General features: G+C 33.1%; 23 protein-coding genes. 5 read left to right on the forward strand and 18 right to left on the reverse strand.

From position 1 onward, the window contains the following. Nucleotides 1-301: 301 nt before the first annotated feature. From pulA to AC2CGR_RS08685, 5 genes are all read right to left on the reverse strand, one after another. On the reverse strand, nucleotides 302-2,860 hold the full coding sequence (pulA, locus tag AC2CGR_RS08665; RefSeq protein WP_484480749.1) for a type I pullulanase: 2,559 nt from the start codon (nucleotides 2,858-2,860) through the stop codon (nucleotides 302-304). Nucleotides 2,861-3,345: 485 nt separating this feature from the next. Beyond that, nucleotides 3,346-5,049 carry a M4 family metallopeptidase gene (locus tag AC2CGR_RS08670; RefSeq protein ID WP_071716329.1) on the reverse strand — a complete coding sequence of 568 codons (1,704 nt, stop codon included), beginning with the start codon at nucleotides 5,047-5,049 and terminating at the stop codon, nucleotides 3,346-3,348. A 458-nt stretch (nucleotides 5,050-5,507) separates the two neighbouring features. Continuing rightward, nucleotides 5,508-6,485 (reverse strand): DUF4179 domain-containing protein, encoded by a 978-nt coding sequence (locus tag AC2CGR_RS08675; protein WP_071716328.1) that lies wholly within the window; start codon nucleotides 6,483-6,485, stop codon nucleotides 5,508-5,510. Continuing rightward, nucleotides 6,486-7,016, reverse strand: a complete 531-nt coding sequence (locus AC2CGR_RS08680; RefSeq protein ID WP_017561583.1) for an RNA polymerase sigma factor SigX — start codon at nucleotides 7,014-7,016, stop codon at nucleotides 6,486-6,488. A 254-nt stretch (nucleotides 7,017-7,270) separates the two neighbouring features. Further along, nucleotides 7,271-7,768, reverse strand: a complete 498-nt coding sequence (locus AC2CGR_RS08685) for an AraC family transcriptional regulator (protein WP_071716327.1) — start codon at nucleotides 7,766-7,768, stop codon at nucleotides 7,271-7,273. A 248-nt stretch (nucleotides 7,769-8,016) separates the two neighbouring features. Here AC2CGR_RS08685 and AC2CGR_RS08690 point away from each other — a divergent pair, with 248 nt between their 5' ends. Both AC2CGR_RS08690 and secY read left to right on the forward strand, forming a co-directional pair. Continuing rightward, on the forward strand, nucleotides 8,017-8,484 hold the full coding sequence (locus tag AC2CGR_RS08690; protein WP_087963983.1) for a VOC family protein: 468 nt from the start codon (nucleotides 8,017-8,019) through the stop codon (nucleotides 8,482-8,484). 355 nt (nucleotides 8,485-8,839) lie between these two features. Next, nucleotides 8,840-10,144: a preprotein translocase subunit SecY gene (gene secY, locus AC2CGR_RS08695; protein WP_071716325.1), complete on the forward strand. Its 1,305-nt coding sequence runs from the start codon at nucleotides 8,840-8,842 to the stop codon at nucleotides 10,142-10,144. 88 nt (nucleotides 10,145-10,232) lie between these two features. Here secY and AC2CGR_RS08700 read toward each other — a convergent pair whose 3' ends face one another. The 3 genes from AC2CGR_RS08700 to AC2CGR_RS08710 all read right to left on the reverse strand — a co-directional run bounded on the left by AC2CGR_RS08700 (nucleotide 10,233) and on the right by AC2CGR_RS08710 (nucleotide 13,204). Beyond that, nucleotides 10,233-10,898 carry a TetR/AcrR family transcriptional regulator gene (locus AC2CGR_RS08700; protein ID WP_071716324.1) on the reverse strand — a complete coding sequence of 222 codons (666 nt, stop codon included), beginning with the start codon at nucleotides 10,896-10,898 and terminating at the stop codon, nucleotides 10,233-10,235. Nucleotides 10,899-10,922: 24 nt separating this feature from the next. Beyond that, nucleotides 10,923-12,086, reverse strand: a complete 1,164-nt coding sequence (locus AC2CGR_RS08705; RefSeq protein WP_484480750.1) for an FAD-dependent oxidoreductase — start codon at nucleotides 12,084-12,086, stop codon at nucleotides 10,923-10,925. A 200-nt stretch (nucleotides 12,087-12,286) separates the two neighbouring features. Continuing rightward, on the reverse strand, nucleotides 12,287-13,204 hold the full coding sequence (locus AC2CGR_RS08710) for a DMT family transporter (RefSeq protein WP_087963981.1): 918 nt from the start codon (nucleotides 13,202-13,204) through the stop codon (nucleotides 12,287-12,289). Nucleotides 13,205-13,352: 148 nt separating this feature from the next. Between AC2CGR_RS08710 and pdxR the strand changes: the two genes are divergently transcribed. Continuing rightward, nucleotides 13,353-14,786 carry a MocR-like pyridoxine biosynthesis transcription factor PdxR gene (pdxR, locus tag AC2CGR_RS08715; RefSeq protein ID WP_071716321.1) on the forward strand — a complete coding sequence of 478 codons (1,434 nt, stop codon included), beginning with the start codon at nucleotides 13,353-13,355 and terminating at the stop codon, nucleotides 14,784-14,786. A gap of 95 nt (nucleotides 14,787-14,881) precedes the next feature. Here pdxR and AC2CGR_RS08720 read toward each other — a convergent pair whose 3' ends face one another. Then, nucleotides 14,882-15,808 carry an NADP-dependent oxidoreductase gene (locus AC2CGR_RS08720; protein WP_484480751.1) on the reverse strand — a complete coding sequence of 309 codons (927 nt, stop codon included), beginning with the start codon at nucleotides 15,806-15,808 and terminating at the stop codon, nucleotides 14,882-14,884. Between the two features lie 183 nt (nucleotides 15,809-15,991). Here AC2CGR_RS08720 and mleBCA point away from each other — a divergent pair, with 183 nt between their 5' ends. After that, nucleotides 15,992-16,855, forward strand: coding sequence for a BCA family alpha/beta fold macrolide esterase (mleBCA, locus tag AC2CGR_RS08725; protein WP_484480752.1), 864 nt, complete (start codon nucleotides 15,992-15,994; stop codon nucleotides 16,853-16,855). Nucleotides 16,856-16,966: 111 nt separating this feature from the next. Here mleBCA and AC2CGR_RS08730 read toward each other — a convergent pair whose 3' ends face one another. Then, a complete protein-coding gene (locus AC2CGR_RS08730) occupies nucleotides 16,967-17,302 on the reverse strand; it encodes a hypothetical protein (RefSeq protein ID WP_001257753.1) in 336 nt (111 codons plus the stop codon). 11 nt (nucleotides 17,303-17,313) lie between these two features. Further along, complete coding sequence (locus AC2CGR_RS08735; RefSeq protein WP_087963978.1) at nucleotides 17,314-18,483, reverse strand: ParM/StbA family protein; 1,170 nt, start codon at nucleotides 18,481-18,483, stop codon at nucleotides 17,314-17,316. Nucleotides 18,484-18,693: 210 nt separating this feature from the next. Between AC2CGR_RS08735 and AC2CGR_RS08740 the strand changes: the two genes are divergently transcribed. Further along, on the forward strand, nucleotides 18,694-19,095 hold the full coding sequence (locus tag AC2CGR_RS08740; protein WP_087963977.1) for a hypothetical protein: 402 nt from the start codon (nucleotides 18,694-18,696) through the stop codon (nucleotides 19,093-19,095). Nucleotides 19,096-19,139: 44 nt separating this feature from the next. Here the strand turns inward: AC2CGR_RS08740 and AC2CGR_RS08745 are convergent, their stop codons facing one another. The 7 genes from AC2CGR_RS08745 to sleB form a co-directional block, all read right to left on the reverse strand. Beyond that, nucleotides 19,140-19,676: a DUF1697 domain-containing protein gene (locus tag AC2CGR_RS08745; protein ID WP_270185104.1), complete on the reverse strand. Its 537-nt coding sequence runs from the start codon at nucleotides 19,674-19,676 to the stop codon at nucleotides 19,140-19,142. Between the two features lie 16 nt (nucleotides 19,677-19,692). Continuing rightward, nucleotides 19,693-20,760 (reverse strand): aromatic acid exporter family protein, encoded by a 1,068-nt coding sequence (locus tag AC2CGR_RS08750; protein ID WP_484480753.1) that lies wholly within the window; start codon nucleotides 20,758-20,760, stop codon nucleotides 19,693-19,695. 107 nt (nucleotides 20,761-20,867) lie between these two features. Then, nucleotides 20,868-21,365, reverse strand: coding sequence for a GNAT family N-acetyltransferase (locus tag AC2CGR_RS08755; protein ID WP_270185102.1), 498 nt, complete (start codon nucleotides 21,363-21,365; stop codon nucleotides 20,868-20,870). A gap of 25 nt (nucleotides 21,366-21,390) precedes the next feature. Beyond that, nucleotides 21,391-21,747, reverse strand: a complete 357-nt coding sequence (locus AC2CGR_RS08760; RefSeq protein WP_484480754.1) for a hypothetical protein — start codon at nucleotides 21,745-21,747, stop codon at nucleotides 21,391-21,393. 112 nt (nucleotides 21,748-21,859) lie between these two features. Continuing rightward, nucleotides 21,860-22,456 carry a YhcN/YlaJ family sporulation lipoprotein gene (locus AC2CGR_RS08765; RefSeq protein WP_000698004.1) on the reverse strand — a complete coding sequence of 199 codons (597 nt, stop codon included), beginning with the start codon at nucleotides 22,454-22,456 and terminating at the stop codon, nucleotides 21,860-21,862. Nucleotides 22,457-22,482: 26 nt separating this feature from the next. Next, nucleotides 22,483-23,823, reverse strand: coding sequence for a germination protein YpeB (gene ypeB / locus AC2CGR_RS08770; protein ID WP_131102354.1), 1,341 nt, complete (start codon nucleotides 23,821-23,823; stop codon nucleotides 22,483-22,485). Between the two features lie 15 nt (nucleotides 23,824-23,838). Further along, complete coding sequence (sleB, locus tag AC2CGR_RS08775) at nucleotides 23,839-24,618, reverse strand: spore cortex-lytic enzyme (RefSeq protein WP_001249053.1); 780 nt, start codon at nucleotides 24,616-24,618, stop codon at nucleotides 23,839-23,841. Between the last annotated feature and the right edge of the window lie 97 nt (nucleotides 24,619-24,715).

A 24,715-nucleotide genomic window follows, 5' to 3' on the forward strand; every position in this document is an offset into this window, starting at 1 on the left:
TTTCACTTTAATAAAAAAAGAAAAAGGAAAACATCGAATTTCCTTACAAACATTCGTGCATTCTTACAGTTTTGTCATTTTTTCGTCACTTTGTAAATAGGTTCATCGTCTTGCCTTTTGCTATATTCATAAACTCTTATATCTACAACTACGGAAACGATAATTACACATAAAAAAAGAGAAGAACCTTGGTAAGTTCTTCTCTTTTTTTATTAAATTGTAATATAATTACAGTATGTGAAATTATATTATTTTAACTTTAAAAGCGAAGTGAAAACAATCTTCCGTCCGCTTTTGGCATTTATTTAATCGGTTTCTCTGTTTTTAAAACAAATGAACTTAATGCAGGAACTTTAATTTTATTGTCATGGACAACATAAAGTGGTTTACTTCCCGCCTGCTTCCCGTCTACTAGTACTTTCCAAGGACCCTTCGATGGAAGTGTTATTTCAACAGCTTCTTTATTTGCATTGTGAGCCACCGTAAAGTATTCATTTTTATTCCCCTCTATTGTATAAGCTACAGTATTTTTCGGAGCATCAATAAATGATACATGTGTTTTTATTTGCTCTGCAGATGTCATTCGAAAAGCTGAGTACTTTTTGCGTAATTCTATTAAACCCTTCATATAATCTACTTCATTATTAAACGTTGCTCGGCGCAGCCAATCCATCTGGTTAATTGAATCTGGAGATTTGTAACTGTTATGATCACCATATTTCGTGCGCATAAACTCTTGTCCCGCATGTAAGAACGGAATACCTTGTGATGTTAATAAAATCGAAGAAGATAATTTATGCATTTGTTTTCGCACTTCTTCACTGTCACTTGGATTAGTCAACTCAAGTTTATCCCATAATGTATGATTATCATGCGCTTCCACATAAGTTAGCACCTGCTCTGGATCTTGATAAGTCGACGACTTTGTATCGTAGTCAATGCCTGCCGTAATGCCTTTTTTAATACGGTCTTCCATGTTTTCCTTTCCATTTACGAATCCATTTTCTTTCTCTTCAAATACACTACCTTTTAATCCATCACGTATATTATCGTTAAAATGAGCAATCCCTTTCATTTTCTCTGCATTTTTTTGATTTGCTTTCAACTCTGCTGCAAGAGGTGTATTTAAATCCCAACCTTCTCCATGCAGTATAATAGAAGGGTCAATTTGATTAACAGCATTACGTATTTCATTCATTGTTTCATAATCATGAATACCCATTAAATCAAAACGGAATCCGTCTAAATTGTATTCTTTTGCCCAATATGTTATTGAATCAATCATAAATTTCCTCATCATTTTTCGTTCTGAAGCAGTATCATTTCCTACACCAGTGCCATTTGCAAATGTTCCGTCTTCATTGTAACGATAATAATAACCTGGAACTAACTTATGAAAATTAGATTCAGCAGCATTATACATATGGTTATAAACTACATCCATAACAACACGAAGGTTATTATCGTGCAGTGTTTGAATCATTTGCTTTAATTCAGTTATTCGAACAGTAGGCTCATATGGATTTGTAGAATAAGATCCCTCTGGAACGTTGAAATTTTTCGGATCATATCCCCAGTTATATTGTGGTTCGTTTACATTCTCTTCATTTACTGAAGCATAATCAAATATCGGTAAAAGCTGAACGTGTGTAACACCAAGATCTTTCATATGATCAAGTCCTGTTTTTACACCTTCTGGCCCTTTTGTTCCTTTTTCTGTTACTCCCAAATATTTCCCTTTCTGCTTAATCCCACTTTCAGGTTGGATGGAAAGATCGCGTACATGCAATTCATAAATAATAGCATCTTCCGGATTTTTTAATTTAGGCTTTTTGTTCGTGTTCCATTTTTTCGGATTTGTTTCTTCTAAATCAACAACCGCACCTTTATCTCCATTTACAGAAGCAGCACGTGCATACGGATCAACTGCTTCCGTCCACTTATCACCAATTTTCACCTTATATGTATAATAGAGACCTTCTTGGTTCCCTTTAAGTTCTGCTTTCCAAGTGCCCTTTTCACCTTGTTGCATGTTTATTTCAGTACCTATTTTATCGTTCCATTTTTTATATGTAACTAATTTCGCTTCACTCGCAGTAGGAGCCCATACACGGAACTTTGTATGTTGTGGTGTATATATATTCCCTAAATCGTTACCGCCATAATAAAATGAATGATCAAACTCCTCACTACGAATGACTTTACCGATTTCAGTATTTGTATCAGCTAAGTTTTCAATTTTAACTTTGTATGTCTGCTTTAAATCAATTTTCTGCTCCGTAATTATTTTCACCTTATTCGTAACATTTCCACTGTTTATATCATAAGGACTAATATTCTTAATTTTAATACCTTCAATTTCAATTTTCTGTTCCTTAATATGAAATGGGACATTAGTCGTTACAGTAATTTCATTGAAACTATCAATAGTTGCTTTTTGAATTGATAGTTCCGAAGAAGGTTTAGCGTTATATACCTTTTCATCACCAGAAAGAATCCATACTTCAGCACGACCGTCCTTTATATTTTCAATCCAACGATCCCCACCATCTTTTTTCCACTCATTTGTGCGAATGATGAATCCTACACGATTATAGTCACCATCTATATTAATCTTAGCGTACTTTCCAAATTCATCTTCCCCAGTAAATTCATATGATTTACCATTTGCATTTTCTCCCCATATCCAAAGGTTCCATTCTTTTGTATTTCCAGGCTGCTCTTTGTAATGAATGATAACTTCAGTTGTTTTTGAATTTGAAACTGCCTTTACACTTTGGATAGAGAAAACAGATGCGAACATAACAATTATAGTAAGTAATAAAACTGATTTGTTAATTAATCTTTTTATCATTTGCACCAAATACACCCTTTCTTTAAATAGTACGAACGATTGATTATGCCCGTACTACATTCCAATACTTAAATTAATCTAGAAATCTATTTTTACTTCACCCCCATGTTTGCTATTTTCAAAGCTGTATTTCAATGATCTTTTCAATACGAAAACGTTTGCATTAATGTTTAAAAAAATAGTTTGTTTATGTCTTCATATATTTGTAAATACTAAAAGATCAGGGAAATTATTTTAAAGCAATCGTTTGTTATCGCTTTCATTTTATAGCACTTCCCATTAAGAGGTCAATATATTATTAATTTTCTGTTTTTACACACTATAAACCTTACTTATTTGTCGCAGCTTCTTAAAGGTAATGTGCCTAATTATTGCTTAGTAAGTGTATTTTCACTAATGCATAGTTATGTAAAAAACAGCTAATGTCCTTTTAAGGATATTAGCTGTTTTTCATAATGTAATAATAAATGAATGATAACTATATTTGTAACTTACTTAATTTTTGCTGCATCAAATGCCTTTTGTACCGCTTGAACTTCCGCTGTATTCGCACCATATTTATTTGTTGCCACTCGAATACATGCTGATTTCAATTCTTTGAAATTAGAAGTCATGTTTAACTCATCTGTATTTGCGTAATAGAAGATATCAAACATTTTATCTTCACCAATTCCTTTAACAGTTACACCGTTATGAGTCCCGCCTTTTGCAATAAGATACGCAACTTTATTAATAATGCTTGAATTAAAATGAACGCCACCTTGATCCCATCCATTAAAATCGTTAAATTCACTGTAATCATCTGGATAAGGTACTCCAAGTGAAGATGGAACAGAAGCTGGGTTTTCCATATCACGGAAGACAGATCCAGTTTGTTCTCCCATCGTCCAGTTAAATCTTCCATTATTTACATATTTCTCAATAGATGTTCCCATAATATCAGATAGTGCCTCATTAATCGCACCAGATTCACCGTAATATTCAAGATTAGATTCACTAGAAGTAACAGCATGTGTAAATTCATGCCCAGCTACGTCATATGCTTTGACGATAGGATCTCCATATACAAGCATACTACCATTATTAGCACTTAATGCATTCTGCCAATTTTTCGGATTATTCGTCTCTTCAGAATCCCAAGCGTGTACAACTGAAACTACCTTTTGTCCCTTATTATCAAAGCTATTACGATTGTATTTATCTTTATAAAAATCAAAAACTTTTGTTGCTAAGTAATGAGCACTTACTGCTTTTGGATCGTTAAATGTTGTCGAAGTACTAGTTGCTAATGTACCAGGATAATAGCTTTCTTCTTTAGTAATATCTCTGTAATTCACATCATATGTTTCAATTCCTTGCCCTCTTGTATAATCAGCCAGAGCATATTTACCATTACTTTGTTTAGAAATACCAAATGAACGAGAGATCCCTAAATCATCTTTTCCAGTGCCCGTTAATGATGTAAGACTGCTTTTTTTACTTTTCTTTAAGGCTCCAACTAGTTTTTCACTTGCTTTCAAGTTAGACTCTTGCACCATATTTTTTAACATATCACCATTTTGTGCATTTACTAAATATGTTCCGGAAACATATTTTGGTGTTGCCGCTTCAAATGTAACCTGGTATGCATTGCTAGCCTGTCCGTTATTTTCATCAACAAAAATAACTTCCTTAACTTCTGGCTCCGAAATAAAATTGATATCGTTCCCGTACTTCGTATAAATATATTGTTTCGCTTCATCTTTTGATAGATTGATAGGCTTTTTCAATTCTTCTTGTTTTAAATTTTGCGCGCTATCGCCTGAAACACTTTTAATAACACCGTTATTATCTACGTGTGCAGTTAATTGATGACCATATACTTCTTTTCCTTCATATGTTTGTTGAATACGTACAAGTGTAGTCCCATCATATGAATCACGTTTTTGAAGAACTTTATAATCTACTCCAGTTTCTCCATTGACTTGCTTTGAAGAAAGGGCTTGTTCTGTTTTCTCCTTAAGAGCATCTTTTACTACATTCTCTGGTGCCTTTTGTGACGGTTGTGTAAGTTCACCTGATCGGAATGATTCCTCCTGAATTTGAACTTGTAGTTGATCTGTTTCCTCTGCATGACCTACTCCGTATGGTGCTACTGCTGTTAAAGCTAAACCTGTTGTTAATGCTACCTTAGTTAATGTCTTCTTGTTTTTCATTTTTTCACCTCGTATAATTTTGAAATAGAAAGCTTGTACAAAGTATACTGCCTGTTTCTGTCGAAAAAAAGGGAAAATACACAATTTATGTAACATTATGCAAAATTACATAATGTAAGGACGATGATACAAATTTAGAACAACTTATATAAGTGCATGAATTTCAATAAAAAAAGAGCTCCCTAAGGAGCTCTTTACATACGATTATAAATCATAAATGCATTGTGTCATTTATTAGTATATGCTCGTCTCATTTAATTGTTTACTTGGTAATTTCGCTGCACAATAACTTATAAAAATTAGTTATCTCATACATTGAATTTCTTCGTTACTATTTGATTAATAAATAAAAGAGATAGTTAAAATAATATAAGAGATAAGCATTATAAAAGTAAACCAATAGATAAAGATAGCACTCGACATGTATTGTGTTATTCTTTTTTTCATATAAATTTGTTTTACTTATTTACTTTTTCAGGATTAATTTGAAATTGACCTTTCCAAGATCCAGCTATTTTTCCTATTTTATTTATGTTTACATCTAATGTTAAAGGCTGTTTAAAGGAACCTTTTCCTTCAGGACCTTCAACAAATGTAATGACGCCTTCTGGTCTGTCTTTATCACGAATGCCTACATGCTCTAACTTTTTTCCTTCTGACAATAATTCAAATGGTGAATTGTCTTCACCTTGAATAAATGATAATTGTGAAAACATACCATTTCCTGTGTTATATTCAGGATTTTCTTCTTGTTGTCCGTTTACTTTTCCATCGCTTTTTATATCTAATCCATTTGTATCAAATTCAAATGGCATTAGAGTTCCGTCGGCTTTCTCCACTCTATAATGAACAGATATACGTGCATCTGCCACATATAATTCTTTAAAATGTACAGTTATCCCTTGATCTGTTATCTTTTCATCAATAGGTATAAACTGCCCGTTCAACATACCTTCTTGTTGTACACCGTTTTCATCTTTACTTCCTTTATTTACAACCGTATCATTTAATACCTCATTAGCAAAGTAAGAAGCAATATTAGTTGCTGCAACTTGAACTTGCGGGATCATAGCTATAGTAAAAACACATACCGCAGCAACCGCCATATACATGAAACGTTTTGATTTTTTATTCATATTTGAAAATACTCCCTGCTTTCTTTCTATCGTTTGATTTGTACTAAGTACATTATTAGTCTGGTTATAACTATTAAATGTTTGCCATGCTTTTTCAACATCAATATTTATTTCTGGAGCCTCATGAAGCTTCTCCTCGGCTAGTGTTGAATGCTCCCATTGATTTAATTCTGTTAGCTCGATTAATAAATTTTGACACTTATGACATTTGTCTAAATGCTTTATAAATTGTTTTCTTTCCTCACGCGAAAGTTCGCCATCAATATATGATTGAATGGATCCCATTTCATAACAAGTCATTTATTTCCCCTCCATTTGTTCAAAAGTTTTTCGGAACTTAAGTTTAGCTCGTGCCAACAATGTTCCAACAGACGAATCTTCAATCTGAAGTACTTGCGCGATTTCTTTATATCGAAACCCTGAAAATTTCATTAATAATATTGTTCGATCTTGTTCTTTCATTTTTCGCAAAACCCTTTGTACTTTTGTAATTTCTTCTTTTCTAATCCATTCATCATCTAGTGACGAATCAATTTGAACTTCTTGATACTGGGTTTCTTTATCGATTCTTGCCCGATGTCTCTTTTCAGAGCGAATGTAGTTATAGGCGACATAAGTAGAAGACTTTATAAGCCAAGCGCGTAAATTTTCTATTGATTTCCAATCTGAATGATACAGTTGCAAAAACACCTCTTGCGCTAATTCCTCAGCAACTGTCTGTTCTTTAATGATCCATATTATTTGTTTAACAACATACGCATAGTTTTGTTTAAACAACGCTTCAAATGTTATATGTGAAACATTCCTCTCTTCACTTTTTATTGTTTGCATGTGAATAAAACCTCTCTCTCGTTTGATGCCTGCATTATAGAGAAACCAGAATGCTCATTTTTGTGACAAAAAAATAATATTTTTTATGATGTACTACTACGTACATTCATGATATAAACAAATGTTCATATTAATTAAAGTAAACTTTTTTCTCAACAACAACATAAAACCCACTCTCAACTATTTTTAAGAGTGGGTTTTATACTAAAAAAATTGTTTTAATACCTCTTATAATTTATATTACTTATTAAAAACTATATTTCTGCCATGAATTTATTTGTTCTTTTTATTGGCACAAATAAATCAACCTTTAATTTTCCTTCTAGGTCTTCTGCAACATTGTTCATACAAAACTCTAAATTATTCCTATCATAATCTGCACTATACTCACTATTTGGTAACCACACTGCGTACATATATCGATACGCATCACTTAATTTATGAGGTTCATCATAGAACTGGTATAGACCATATGTACCTCCATCTAATCTTTTAAATTGCACAGTATGATACTTTTCTTTATCGAAGTTTTCAGGAATCGTAACACATGCATCATGCCGGCACTTATGACTTGCAACAAGTTCAGGATTATCTAATGATATTCCGATAAATGATTGCTCTGGTGGATACAGTTTATTTTCAATTGACCAATTCAGTAACTTTCCCCAGTGATCTTGCGGTTCAAAGTAGCTACCAGTTCGTCTTATATACGCTACTTCTAATGGTGGTAATTTTTTTATAACAACTTTCATTTATATCTTCTCCCCTATAAATATGTACACTGTTTAATTAGCTTTCTTTAACATTTATTCCTTCTTAAATAAAAAGAATACTCTAATCATATAAAGTGAAACTTTAATCAGTGGGAGATGAATTTTAATTGAAATATAATTGATTACTACTACTAAAGTAGTATGTACTTTCATACTTTTATTTGATTTTAAATTCTTTTTAAATCGATATATTAATTGTAAGAAAATAAAAAGGTGGAGGATTTTAATTGATTAAAGGAATATACGAAGCGCATTTACCAGTGAGTAATTTACAACAATCTATCGAATTTTATGAAAAACTAGGGTTGAAGTTAGCCTGGAGTGATGAATCAACAGCATTCTTTTGGATTGAGGATGGGAAAAGTTGGCTAGGATTATGGGCGGGCTCTGAATACGAAACAAAATATCATCCTTCTTTACGTCATATTGCATTTAGAGTTTCATATGAGGATTTAAAAGAATCATTACATTGGTTACACTCACTTCAAATTAAAGCTGTTCCGTTTGGGAGTAATGAATCTATTGAACCCTTTGTCCGTCCACATCAAGGTAATGCATCTGTTTATTTTATTGATCCAGATGGTAATAGCTTAGAACTTATTTGTCATATTGTTGTACCTAACTCACTAAAACATATAACTGATAAATTATCCTTTAAAGATTGGGAGACACTATTAGCTCACACATTTGAATGAATATTAGTTATAAATCATAATGGCTCGCCTTTATTTTTATAACATGTATAACAATCTTGAATAATAATGTCCTATCAATTTATCATTAAATAAATGTAAAAAATGTCCCTATTCATTCATTTTTCATGCGTATGTATGTACATTTGTTAATTTATTCGATATATTATGTGTATTGAATGATTACGAAAAACTTATAGCTCGCTAAAAAACACCTTATATTTTTTATATCCGTGAAAACTACAAAATGTATAAAATTCCATTTGTCAAATGAATTTAATGCGGAAGGAGGTTTGTGGTTACTTCATCGGGATATAATAATCAGTTTTAAACTGATAAAAATATAGGAGGCGACATTATGTTTCGTACGATTTCAAATTTCATGAGAGTAGCTGAGATAAGAAGAAAGATCCTTTTTACATTAGCGATGTTAATTGTTTTTCGAATTGGCACGTTTATTCCAGTTCCTCATACTAACGCAGAGGTATTAAAAGTACAAGATCAAGCTAACGTTTTAGGTATGCTAAACGTATTTGGCGGAGGAGCACTGCAACACTTCTCAATCTTTGCTGTAGGTATTACACCATATATTACAGCTTCCATCATAGTACAATTACTACAAATGGACGTTATACCTAAATTTTCGGAATGGGCAAAGCAAGGAGAAATGGGCCGTAAGAAATCAGCTCAATTCACTCGATACTTTACAATCATTCTCGCATTCATACAAGCCATTGGGATGTCTTATGGCTTTAATAATATAGCAGGTGGACAATTAATAACAGATCAAAGCTGGACTACATACTTATTTATTGCGACAGTTTTAACTGCAGGTACTGCATTTTTACTTTGGTTAGGCGAACAAATTACCGCTAATGGAGTAGGTAATGGTATTTCGATGATTATCTTCGCAGGACTTGTAGCAGCGATTCCAAATGTTGCGAATCAAATTTATTTACAACAATTTCAAAATGCAGGCGATCAATTATTCATGCACATCATAAAAATGCTTTTAATTGGTCTCGTAATTTTAGCGATTGTTGTTGGCGTTATTTACATTCAACAAGCCGTACGTAAAATTCCAATTCAATATGCGAAGGCTGTTTCAGGAAACAATCAATATCAAGGAGCAAAAAACACTCATTTACCTCTTAAAGTAAATAGTGCTGGTGTAATTCCAGTAATCTTTGCTTCTGCATTTTTAATGACGCCGCGTACAATTGCGCAGCTTTTCCCTGATTCAAGTGTATCAAAATGGTTAGTTGCTAATCTTGATTTTGCACATCCTATTGGAATGACACTTTATGTCGGTCTTATCGTTGCTTTTACATACTTCTATGCATTTATTCAAGTAAACCCTGAGCAAATGGCTGAGAATTTGAAAAAGCAAAATGGCTATGTGCCTGGTATTCGTCCTGGTAAATCAACAGAACAATATGTAACGAAAATTTTATACCGTTTAACATTTATTGGCGCAATTTTCTTAGGTGCCATTTCAATTTTACCGCTCGTATTCACAAAAATTGCTACATTACCACCTTCTGCTCAAATTGGTGGTACAAGCTTACTTATCATTGTCGGTGTAGCACTAGAAACTATGAAGACTTTAGAAAGCCAGCTTGTAAAACGTCATTATAAAGGCTTTATTAAAAAAGTGAATTAATTATAAAAAACACACTATGGTTTAAAGACATAGTGTGTTTTTTATTTTATATAAATATCGCCATTAATTCTTGATTTTAAAATCCTTATTATTGTGCATGTAAAATACCTTGAAGTACAACTTCTAATCCCCAGCGGAACCTTTCTTCTCCACCAGACAACATATCATCTTTTAAACTTACAATCCTCGGATACTTTACTTCATCTAATGTTTCGTACGAAGCGCGAATTGCGTCAAGTGTAGCTCCCTTTTCTTTACGTGCTGTTTGTTCATATGCGACTGAAGCAGCATATAACAGTAGAATATCTACTCCCCATGCTGATGATTTCGCATTCACTCCTCCTACGTGTAATTGGTGCAAAATCTGTTCGGTAAGAGCTAACGAATTTGGTCCAATTGGAATTGTCATTAAAGCCAATTCCGCCATTCCAGGGGAATTAAACAAAATTCTGAAATATGAATATACAAGTTCAAATAATGCTTTTTTCCATGTCTCATTTTTGACATCTATTTCTTCAATTTTTCCTAGACCATAGTCTAATACAAACGCTCTTAATTCATCAGCATTTTTAACATAAACATATAAAGAAGATGGTCCTGTATCTAGCACTTTTGCAATTTTTCTCATACTAAGACCTGATATCCCTTCAGATTCCAGGAGGTTATATGCAGTTTTCACAATAATCTCTTTACTCAATGGTTCTTTTGCTGGTCGCGAACGACGGCTATTCGTTGTATTTGTTTTCTCTTCCATAGTTCTCCTTAATTACATTCAGTTTTATTGTTGTTCATGAAGTTGATTCATAAGATTATACATGTTAATAGCAGCATCTTCTGAAAAACAAATTTCAAGGTTATCATTTGAAATAGCAGCAGATTGTGAAGAATAATCGTACATTTTTCCTTCATAATTTTTGATTGCTTCGTTCAAATCGTCATATTTTACAATAGCTAGTGCAAGTTCTGCCGCATCACGCATAGCTAGGTTCACACCTTCTCCAGCAAATGGAGACATTAAATGAGCAGCATCACCAATTAAAGTAACACCAGGTGTACTATTCCAAGTTAGCCCCACAGGTAACATATAAATTCGTCTAGGAAAAATTGCACCATCTGCACATCTAATATAATTTTTAAGAGTTTCATCCCAGTCCTCAAAATATTGTAGAAGTTGACTCTTTGCTGCTTCTAAATTTCCAAATGGAATCCCACAATTATCAAGCCATTCTTTATTAGTTCTAAAACTTAAGTATACTCGAATACTGTCATCTCCATTTAACTGTGCCAAAATACCTTTATGATCCGAAAGTGCAAAGACTTTACCACGTCGATTAAACTCCGCTATTTCCGGATGATTTTCCGCGACATTTTGCAAATTCAATTCAATCATACTAATTCCAGTATATTGCGGTACCGAATCTGTGACAAGTGGGCGAATTCGTGAAAAAGCTCCATCTGCCGCTACAACTAAATCCACAATATCTACATGTCCATTTTCAAAATGAAGTTTATGCATACCGTTTTCTAGAGAAACGGCTTTTATTAAATTATATCCCCAATGTATACATTCTGAATCAACAGAGTTTAAAAGCAACTCACGCAAAGTACCACGATCAATTTCAGGACGATCCCCGTCAGCTGAATCTGCTTCTTCATCTAAATATATATTTCCACTCTTATCAAATAAACGAAAGTCTTCTCCCTCATATCTAGCAAATTCATAAAATTGCTCTAACAACCCTGCTTCTTTTAACGCCTCTTGACCAGAATCATGATGGATATCTAATGAACCTCCTTGTTGACGACTCATTGGTGATGTTTCTTTTTCATACACCACACTTTTTAAACCATGTTTTTGCAATATACGAGCTAATGTTAACCCTCCTGGTCCAGCACCTATAATGGCAATTCTTTTTTTCGTATTGTTCGTTCTTTCCATCATTAATCACACCTTACATGTTTTTGAATTACTTGTTCTATTTATAACATAACGAACACCGTTCGTAAAGTACGCTGTTCGTTAATATCACAAGAAAATTATGGAAACATATCCAATAAAGAAAACATGCTACAAATTGGTAATAGCATGTTTTTTGTTTCATCTATTTATTTAAGTTCTTAAAATACTTCAGTCGTTTCTATTTAAAGCTCCTTCTTTAATAACTTCCCTTGCTTAAAATAAGCTCCAATTGTTGTACGGTTTGCTAAAAATACACCTATCAAAATGAAACAAGCACCTAATCCCATTGCTGGATTTAAGGGTTCTCCTAATACGATATACCCTACGATAATTGCTATTAATGGTGATACATATAACCACGTCGATGGAAATACTGGATTTGTTTTTGATAAGAGCCAATAATATAATCCGTGCCCACCAATTGATCCGATAAAGATAAGATATAAAATAGGCCATTGTACACTCCATGAAGTTAATACAGTTACATTTGGCTGTTCTACAATTATAGATGCAATTAGTAGTAAAATCCCTCCATAAAACATTTGAATACCGTTAATAAGAAAAGGTGATACATTTGATAAATCTGAAAGTATTTCTTTCGAACGAATAGAGCCTATTCCGTAAAATAACTCACCTATAACTAAAACAATACAAGCAATACTCCATATGAAACTTACTTGTTGATGCATTCCTGGTAAAGAAACAAATGTAACACCTATTAGTGCAATAACTAAAGCGACAAGTTGTTCCTTTTGTAATTTCTCCCTATTCTTCTTTGCTTGTATTAACAAAATCATCATTGGTCCTGTAGCAGAAAGAACAGCAGCTAATCCTGAAGAAATATATTGTTCTGACCAATACAAGCTTGCGAATGTCATGAATGTTAAACAAAATCCAGCATACATAATGCGTTTTGAAAATATATGTGGCATAATTTCTTTTCGCTTTAACTTAAATATAATCATTAAGATTACTCCTGCTAAAAAGAAACGAATTCCCGCTGAAAATAATGGGGGCGCTCCTGCTTCAATTCCAATCTTTATCGTTAAAAATGTTGTTCCGAAAATAATACATACTAAAATGTAATTAAAAATGACCATTTTTCTTCCTCCTTTTTACTCTTAAAATGAGTATAGAGGGTATGGTGTATAACAGTGTATCGGTACATATAACAGTTACTTCAAGTTGTAGTTGATTCCCTATATATTTTTCGATTTAATTAAATTAAAAAGAAAAATAGGTGAAACTATGAAGATTGTATTGCGTAAAGAATCAAACATACCGTATTACAAGCAAATATATATGCAAATTGTTGAAAGAGTACAAAGTGGTATGCTTTCACATGGTGAATCCCTTCCTTCTTTACGTTGTATGGCCACAGATTTACAAATCAATGTATTAACTGTTCGTAAAGCGTATAAACAATTAGAAACGAAAGGGTATATACACATCGAACAAGGAAAAGGTGCTTACATATATAAACGGGTAAAGAAAGATTTCAAACAAATCCCGTATAAATGGCAACAAACGAAAACGATTAATGTTATGCGTTCTCAATATGCAATGAATAAGCACCGTAAATATTATAATTTTTCACAAGCGATTCTTTATCCTCGTCTGTTACCAAATCCATTTTTGGCAGACGAAATGCATAAATTGCTGGATAAAAATCCGATGTTGTTAGCAACTTATGGGCCAGTTCAAGGCGATTATGAACTGCGAGTTGAAATAGCAAATTACTTACATGAACACCAGAAATTAGTGACAAACCCATCTCAATTATTAATTACAAGCGGAGCACAACAAGGAATTGATTTAATTGCTCAAACATTATTAAAACCTGGAGATATTGTATTAGTAGAAAGTCCATGTTACAGTGCTGCGCTTGATATTTTCATCAATAAAGGTGTTCAAATCATTCCCGTTTCTCTTGATAATCATGGGGTTCGCTCTGACTTAATCGATGATATTTGTCAAAGTAAAAATCCCGTTTTATTATATACGAATCCAACTTTCCAGAACCCAACAGGTTCAGTAATGAGTAAAGAACGGAGAATGGAACTTATAGAACTAGCAGAGTTATATCAATTTTTTATCATTGAAGATGATTCTTTCGGTGAAATATATTTTGAGGGTGCGACTGTTCCCCCTCCTATCAAAAATTTTGATACAAATGGCCATGTACTATATATAAAAGGATTTAGTAAAACGTTAGCACCAGGATTGCGTATCGCAGCACTTATTGCCGATGGCCCTATTTTTGAATGGCTATATGCAGTAAAAGGTTCAATGGATATCGGTAGTCCTTTATTAACACAAAAAGCACTTCTACCGTTTTTACGTGCAGAACGTATGAAAAACCATTTAGAAAAATTACGTACAGCTTTACAAATGAGACGTGATTTAACAATTGATATATTATCGCCATTAAAAGAACTGAACTTTGAAATACCAAATGGTGGTTTTAATTTATGGATTACTCTTCCCGATTCGATAGATCCCTTTACCTTATTACAAAAAGCAAATGAAGTAGATGTCTCTTTTTTACCAGGAACAGCTTGTCTATTAAATCCCGAAATAAATAATCACCAATTAAGGATTAGCTATTCCATGTTAACTGAAAAAGATATGTTAATTGGTTTAGAGAGATTACATAATACAATACGAAACTATAAACTATAGAAGCATATGTCCACTACCTTTAAGCTGAAAAGTAAATACCCCAAAATATTTTTGTTTTGGGGTATAATGAATTTTTGAAGGATACTTAATCATTTTTACTCCACTTTCATTACAATCTTACCTTTAACATGTTGACCTTCACTCAAAATATGAGCTTCTCTAACCCCTGCTTCATTAAAAGATACAACTTTACTTATGATTGGTTTTATTTTTCCATTTACAATTAAATCTGATAATTCTTCTAGTTGCTTTCCATTTGGTTTTAGCCATAAAAAACCTGATTTTATCCCTTTTACTTTTTGAATTGGCTCATGAACAATCGAAACGAAAACACCACTAGGTTTTATAATTTGAAAACTTTTTTCTTGTACTTCGCCACCTATTGTATCTAACACAATATCAAAATCTGATAGTAGTTCTTCAAATTTATCTTTTTTATAATCAATAACAAGATCCGCTCCTAAAGCCTTTAAAAACTCTTCATTCTTACTACTTGCAGTTGTCGCAACAAAAGCTCCAAATGATTTTGCGATTTGGATTGCTAAACTTCCAACTCCACCAGCTCCAGCATGAATGAGTACTCGGTCATGTTCTTTTATTTTTGCGTAATCTACAAGACTTTGCCATGCAGTAAGCCCTGCAAGAGGAATAGAAGCTGCCTCTTCAAAACTCAGATTTGTAGGCATATAGGATACTAAATCCGATTTTACTGTAATGAATTCAGCATAAGAGCCCTGCCCTATATTTTCAGGTTTCGTATACACCTTATCTCCTATTTTGAAACACTCTACCTCTTCCCCAACTTCTTCAATAACTCCTGCTACATCTAGCCCTAAAATGATTGGAAATGAAAAACGCAGCTGTTCTTGTAAGTCTCCTTTTCTTATTTTCCAATCAACAGGATTAATAGATGTCGCGAGAATACGTATTAATACCTCATTATTCTTAACAACTGGTTTTAAAACTTGTCTTTCTTTTAATTCTTCAACACTACCATATTGATCTATAACAATTGCTTTCATTTCCTCTCCTCCTTGCTGTTTATTTTAATAACATACAAATATTTCTCAAAATTTTTTGCCTTGAATTATCATAAACTTATTTTTGGAGGTAATTATGCAAGAAACAAAGCAAATCTTACACACACCTTAGAGTCATTCAAAATTGTATTTTTAATTAAATTCAAAAGAAATGGAGAGAACTCTATGACTGAAAAGATATTTAAAATAAACGGGATTGATATATGTACAGAAAGTTTTGGAAATCCTAAAAATCCAGCTATTTTATTAATTATGGGTGCTACGTGTTCAATGGTTTATTGGGATAAAGAATTTTGTGAACAGTTGGCGAACAGCGGGAAATTTGTTATTCGTTTTGATAACCGTGATGTGGGACGCTCTGTCGCATATGAACCTGGGACTTCTAATTATTCCGTTACGGATATGGCTGAAGATGCAATTGGGGTACTAGATGCTTATCATATTGACAAAGCGCATCTATTTGGGATGTCATTAGGTGGTATGATTGCTCAAATTGCTGCTGTAAAACATTCCGAAAGAATATTAACATTAACATTACTAGCTACCAGTGTGATAGGTTCTGACGATAACACGCGCGATTTACCTCCGATGGATGAAAGAATTTTAACACATCACGCAAATGGCACACATTTAGATTGGACAAATGAAAAAGTTGTAGCAGAATATTTAGTTTCCGGATCTCGCCTACTATGTGGATCCAAACGAACATTTGATGAAAAAAGAGTCTATAAACAAGTAATGCAAGAAATAGAACGAGCTAACAATTTATTAAGCATGTTTAACCACGCTTTACTTCAAGGCGATGATGCATATGAAGACGTGCTTCACTCCATACAAGCACCTACATTAGTTATTCATGGAACAGACGATACCGCACTCCCTTTTGAACATGGTCTCGCACTTATCGATGAAATTCCTAACTCCGTTTTATTAACCCTTGAAGGCGCAGGACATGAGAATCATCCTGATGACTGGGAAGACATAATTCATGCTGTTACTGAACATACAGCTAAAATAATAGAAAAATAACGAATAAAAGGGGCACGCCACAATTTGTGCCCCTTTTATTTGTTACATGTAAAAAAGCCCATCACTGTATCCGTATGTATAGTGATGGGCGATACTTATATTTTTCTATGTTTAAAAAAACGGACAATCTAATTGGTCAACAGCTTCCCATGATTTTTTTTTTATATTATCGGTGGATTTATTTGCTTCTAGTGGTACGTTTTTAAAAGGATTAACTTCAACCTTTAATAAGGATGATGGCTCTACGTATAATGAGAAAACATGGCTGCTTGGTATAGCTTTTGACACATCAATATCTCCTACTTGTTTAAAAAGTTGCTGCGCTGCAAAGAAAAAGAAATTGGTTGGGTTTGATTGTTTATTCAGCCATGCAAGCATTTCAGGTGATACTGATTTATGAATATTGATTTTCACTCGATCACCACGTTTATATCGCCTAGATCGCATGTTTCCACCAACTAACTTATCGTTAAGTTTGTAAATCCTAACTCTTTTTGCTTATGCTCTCTATATTTTGGTGAACAAGTGTAGACTAATAATCCACGTGCATTTGTAAATAATGGATTATCTACAAAGATTACATTTGTTAAACGCCCTTTTTGTTTTAAAATCATTTTCAGGCTATTTTTTATGATAACTGCGCCCCCGCCATAAATAAATACATATGGATCGTCTTTCATATCATCAATTTTGTTTATAATATCCGTTGCAACGCGCGCTGCTAAACCTAGTAATGCTGGTTGTGATTCCTCAACTAATAATGCATTTCTAGGGTGTTTATCATTTAAATAAATTTGATTGAATTCTGTAATGCTATCAATCGTCTTTGTTGGATACTTCCGGTTCCATCTCGTAATAATTTGTAGTAACGTTTCTTTCACACCGTATGATAAGCCCTTACTTAGTTGAGGTCTAAAGTTTACGCCTAATGAAACGACTTCTTCTGTCGTCCCTGCGCCAATATCAAAAGATAATAGTGTTTTATCAACAAAGTCAATTTCTGACACTTTATTTTGTTCACATTCTATTTTATGTTTCACAACATTTCCTTCTTCATCATATACAATGCCCCACGTTCCAGAAGCACCCTCCGGTAGGCATTTACAATATTCAATTGAAATATTAATTGTCACATCACGTCCGTTTGGATAGTGGAACACAACTTTATGATTTCCCATATAACGTTTTGCATTTTCCGCCGCTATTTCTTGTGTAATAAGTTGCATAGGAAGAGCAACAGATAAGTCATAACGAATGTTAATATGACTAGAAGTTGGACTTTGACGCATAGCACTTACGGCTAAACCAGATAGAATCGTAATGACCATTAACTCATCAGTTGATTTATTCGATTTCTTCTCAACCTCAGTACCTTTTAATTGATCTTGAATGACTTTTTCTCCAACGATATACCGTACATTATTTAACATTAACGATGGAGAACTAATGGTCACGTCAATGTGATTTTCTAATTCAGATAATGAAACATCTCCTTCATCTAACAATCCTGTAGGCTCTCCTATATATAAAGCATATATACTCGGAATAAAAACAGGTTCTTGCCCTTTCACCATTAACTTCAAACCATTATTTCCTGCATCAGCACCAGCTTTTAAAAGAATAGACATAACTACCCCCTAAATTAATCTGACATCCCTTCCAAATATATGCGAGCCCATTCTTTTCCATTCAAATGTAATGTAATTTTTTATTCATCGCAAAAACAAAATATAATATTGTTTCATCCTTTATGTAAAAAGTATTTGACATAAAACTTCCCAAATTTTATACTATGGATGTAAAGAGTTTTTTACAACTATGGAGGTGGCATTTCTAAATTGAACCATAAAAAAATTATTTTCATGATTATCGTTTTATCATTGATCGGAGTCCTTATACATGGTGCATATAAATATGTAACGGAAGGTTCGATTTTGGGAGGAACAATATTCGCTTTTTCGTTAATTATCGGTAATTTAATTAATCAAATTACTTGGGGAGATCCAAACGGAGTATCGAAAGAAAGCCAAGATGAAATGGGACAGCAAATCCAATATAAAAGTTTTAAAGTTGCTTATTTTGTACTTATATGCCTTATGTTTTTTATTTTAATCTTATCAGAAGGATTTGCATTCCTATTACTTGATGAAATAAAGAACCTGCCTCTTTTTATCGCCCTTTGCTCTTCATTCTTTATTTATCCTATTGTCGAACTCCTTGTCGCGAAACAATATAAATAAAAAGATGAGATTTTCTATATGCAGAAAATCTCATCTTTTTATATTTACATTCCCTCAACTATCGCTTTTAATTTATTCACAGTCCGCCAATTCCTTACTGTAGCTGATGTATGTAACTTCTGAAACTGATTCATTAATTTAGAATTTCGAATACTATTTTTAAAAAATAAATACACAACTTTTTCATGTATGTAACAATCTTCAGTCTCATTTTTTTGCATAATTAGCTGATTTTCTTCTATTTCAGAAAGTTCATTTGCTAAGAAGGCAACATGTATGCTTTCGCCTTCTCGCAATGAATTGACTTCATAGGGGCATCTTTTTATAACATTTATAAATTCCTCATGTGTTCTTAACATAACCGGAACATCAAAACCAAAAACGTTTTTAATTTCAGTTTGTATTCGTTTTTTTAGAAAATCAATATCTTTTTCAGATTCGAACACGATATTACCACTTTGAATATATGTTTTTACTTGTTTTAGCCCTATTGATTCAAACGTTTGTTTTAAATCAGCCATTTTAATTATCTTATGACCGCCTACATTGATTCCTCTTAGTAGTGCAATATAAATTGTCATAGCAATCCTCCACATTTTAATGAACTGAACAATTGAATTGATTTTCACCCTCATATTTCTCAAATATTTGTTTTAATTCCTCTAACATATCATGTATAGATAATACCTCAAATAAAATGATAGATTCACTTGAAAAATGATGATGATATTGATTCGGTTTACAATGTGCTAAATCATTTTTATAATTCCAAAATTGCTTGTCTAATTCATCAATCATTTTAAAATGTTCCTCATCTATTTTATTACAATGATTTCTTAATATTGAAATTATAGAATGAATTGTTCGTCGTAAAATCTCTTTTTCATTTTGCGAACAGTCACATGTTTCAATTGGTGCTTGAGCTAAATTATCTATATGATAAATAATTTGCTGTAATAAATGAAGTTGCTTTTGTACAAGTAAAAAGCTTCTCATTTCTTTTTTTGTATGTCGATGATATTTCCAATCTTTTTGCTCATATTGAACAAATTGTACCGCTTTATGTAATAATAAATTCAATTTAGATAGATTATGAGTTGTCTCTTTGGTTATAACTTCCCCTTCAATTAATGCAGTAAGCCATTCCTCCATAATATGTGCCGTTTTAACAAATAGCTCCTCTGTACATCCCGAAATTGTTTTAACATAGTGTGGTGGTAAAATGAAAAAATTGACTAAAGTAGACACTAAAATACCAGTAGATGTAGTAGTCAATCGAATTAAAAATGCAGTAAAATAGTGATCTGCTGTAATTGGGATCATTGCAACAGCAGTTAATGTTGCAACTAACGTTCCCGCATGTAATCTTAGCTTTTGACATGTAACGATTGTAAACATCGCTGCTAACGCATAAGAAAGTGCCTGATGACCTAGGAAAAATGTGAAAGTCATTGCATACGCCGATCCAATTGTTGAAGCTGGAAAACGAACTAGTCCTTTTTTTATAGAATCCGTTGCAGTTGGCTCAATCGTTACAATTGCGGTGATAACAGCAAATATAGTTGGGATATTGAAAAATTCACAAACTAGAACTGTAAGAAAAACCGCAATTCCTGTTTTTATCACCCTTCCACCAATAATATTCCATTTTCTAACTTGATTCATTTTGTATTTCCTTCATTTCTATTTCGTTTATTTATATATTCTACATCATATATCGTTCTAAATAAAAAAACTTACCACTTTGTTGTGCAAGAGTAAGTTTTTTCTCGTTATTTTATGATAGGTAAATGCATTATGATTTGTTGACCAATTGGTCCCATTCTTCTAAAACCTTTATCTTGGAAGCCAACTTTTTCATATAAATTTTGTGCTGGAATATTTTTTTCATTCACAGCAAGTACAACTTCATTTTTCATCGGAAAATAACGTTGTACAAACTCTTGTAATAGTGCCAGTGATTTTTTAGCATATCCTCTTCCTTGTCTATCGTGATTTATAGAAAACGAAGTTAAAAGTAAAGCGCTCTCATTTTCTGTGAATTCCTGCACTCTATCTCCTGTTTGCAATGCAAAAAGACCAACAGGTACCCCATTGTAATCTAAAATAACAATCACATTTTTTGTACAATCATTTTTTGCTTTTTTCAATAATTCGGTTGGGTCCGATGTAAATTGAACTTGTTCACTTGGTAAAGTAAATGTTTGTATAACTTCTTTATATTCCTCTTTATACGGAACTAATTGAATTTCCCCTGTATGTACGTTCATGCTAAACTCTCCCATTTTCAACTTATTAACTTAAGCCTTGCTGCAATTTAGAATGTACTTTGCCATCTAAAAAGGTAATTTCAACTAATGCAGTTGGATTGCTTCCCTTCCAAGCAAAAACTTGTTTAATTTGTGTAGAATGTTCTACGCCTTCTTCTATAACTAAATCCCCTTCAAAACCAATTAAATCTTTCACTTCTTTATAAGTCATTCCTTCATTTATATTCAAAAAATGATTTATATTGATAAATTCTTTCTTCTGATTTTCCATCACAGTAGAAGAAATCGCTGTTTGCTTTTTTACTTCTTTCTTCTGTTCACACGCTGTCATACTGAAACCTAAGCATAAACTACATACTATTATTGTGCTTTTTTTCATCATAACAGTTGTCCCTCCCATAATAATTAAACCATATATTCCCTCAAAAATAAACTGAATATTTAATATTATATTAGAAAACCCTGCACAATTTAGTACAGGGTTAAGGTTAACTTTATTTATTCAGATGATTATTAGATTGGTCATCCTGTTCTTTTCTCAGTTCTTGTTCTTCATCTTTTGGTAATTGTTTATCATTATCTTTAATTGGATTCGTTTCTTTATTTTCAATCATATCATTTGGAACTTGTGGCATTACTCGGCCAACAATTGCAGCTAACTCATCCAGTATACCTTCACCTGTTTTTCCTTTTTTAATTTGCTTTCCAATTTGTTTCAGTCGTTCATACGTATCAACATCTGCTACAACGACTGCATTAGCACCATCAGGATCGTTTTTTAAACTTTCTGCAACAGAGTATTTTATGGACTCAACACGTGTTCGATCTAGTTTCGCTTTTACATCAATTCCAACGATTGCATATTTCCCAACTACTACCGCTGTCGCATCATTTACACCTGGCACACTTGCTGCTAAAGATGCTAAATGGTCCGCTGCTTTTTCATTTGGCTTATTTGACTTGTTCGTATAATTAACATTTTTCATTGAAACATTTTTTTGCTCTGGCTTTTCGTTTGGATTGTCCTTTTTCCCAATACTACATCCAGTTATTAATAAACAAACCATCAACATATATATTAAAATCTTCATTATTCTCACCACTTTACCATTAAAGTTTAATCATAAATTTTTTCAACAGCTTGCATTTTCTTCACTTTTTCTTCTGCCCCGCTATTTGCATTGATGAAAATTTGGTACGTATCTTTCCCTAAAGTACCTACAAATTCATAGCAAAGTACTTCGTTATGCAAATCATTTACTACGACAGCTTTACGCTCTTCCATAACTTTAACATCTGGATTAATTTTCTTTCTTGCTTCTGCTGCAGTTAGCTTTGCTGATGGAACTGTGCGTTTTTGATGTGATGCTAAATACTCTTTTGCAGAAAAACCAACGATAGAACCGTCATCTAAAGCAATTTTCATTTGGATTGCTTCCGGATAAATGCGTACGCCGTTTTCATTTACTACATACGTAAATACACCAATATTATCATATTGTGAGCTATCATAAAGCTCCATATTATGAAACTTATGGTCCTTTAAGAATTTCAAACCTTTACTTCCTGCGTCGTTTAAACTAATCTTCTGTTCTTTAATTTCTCGATTATTCATAACCCAAATTGGATATCCGCCTTTTCCGGTAATATCCATATAAAACTCATTATTCGTTGCTTCATCTTTAATTTTCACACTATAGAAAGATTCTTTCGCACCTTTTCCACTTTTCTCAACTTCTACTTTTTCATTTCCTTTTAAATTCAAAAACGATTTTGCGATTTTCGCCGCTTCATCTTTTGAAATTGCTTTTCCTTCTGCTTCAAATCCACCTTTTTTATTTTTTTGTGCACTTGTAAAGGTAGGTCCAAAGTTTGTAGATGAATACGATGTTACATTTTTTTCTACTGTTTTTAACCCGTCAATAATTGTATTGTCTGCAGGATCGCGATTTGATGCGAGCGCCATCTCAACATCCATCCAGCGTAAATTATTTTTCAAAACAAGATGTTGCACTTTTCTTAGTTCATCTTGTATATTTCCTGCATTTGAGTATAAAGTTTGCAACGTTTTGTATTCTTGATCATTTAATGGCTCTTTTTCTAAATCACGAATCGCTGCACGGTAACTAAAATCACCGATATTCGCTAAAAATTCTTCCGTTTTATTAAAAGGCATTAATGTTAAAGGAAGTTGTCCTACATCCGAACGAGCTTCCGATGTTAATCTCCATACATCTGCTAAAGCAGGCGATAAAGATGCGCGTGAATTCATCGCAAGCGTTGTTCCAATTTTGTCGTGCAATAAATCAACCTCATATGCTAAATCATGAAACGCACGTTGATAGCTATTTTCTGCCCGAATTAATACTGCATTCTTCTCTTGATGCTCTTTATAGCCCCAGTATCCTGTCCCAACTACACCAACTGTTAATAATACGATTATAATACCTCGTAACATAGTTCCACCTCCGCTCTATTTACAGAAAATATGTTTCCCGATCTTTTTAATTTGTGGACGAGTCCAAATCCATTTGCTTGTTGCGGTATCTGGATTGAAATAATACAATGCGTTTCCTGTTGGGTCCCATCCATTAATTGCATCTAATACAGCTTTTTTCGCTGTTTCATTTGGCGTTAAATATATTTGTCCGTCTGCTACCGCTGTAAATGCTCTTGGCTCAAAGATTACACCTGAAACGGTATTTGGAAATGATGCACTTGTAACACGATTTAAAATAACCGCAGCGACTGCAACTTGTCCTAAGTACGGCTCCCCACGAGACTCTCCATATACTGCGTTTGCCATGAGCTGTATATCATTTTGAGAATAACCATTTGGAACATTTGTCCCTTTATTTTGAGGTGGTTTATTTTCTTGTGCAGTACCTCCACTATTCCCTTTATTCGTTGTCGTGCCTTTATTAGCAGTTGACTTATCATACTTCGTTGCCTTCACGAGCATTTGCTTCGTTTTAGCTCCAGCTAAACCATCAACCGGTAAACCAAATTTCTCTTGAAAATTCCGAAGTGCCCAGTATGTACCCCATCCGAAAACACCATCTACTTTTCCCGTATAAAATCCGTTATATTTCAAACGAGATTGCAGTTCAATGACATCTTCACCAGATGCTCCCCTTTGAATGACTTGATTAGAAAAGGCTTCTACATTCTTTAGTTGTATACTACTGACCATCAAAGATAGCCCTATGAACGCAAGTAAAACCGCTATTTTAAAAATAGCTTTTTGGCGCATAATTTTCCCTCCTTAATTATGTAAATGATTTCTTGGTTATGTTTTGTAAAAGCCTCGCTTTTATGTAAAGAAGACAAAAAAATCCAAACTCATATCG

The sequence above is a fragment of the Bacillus sp. LSHTCR4 genome (assembly GCF_057197025.1).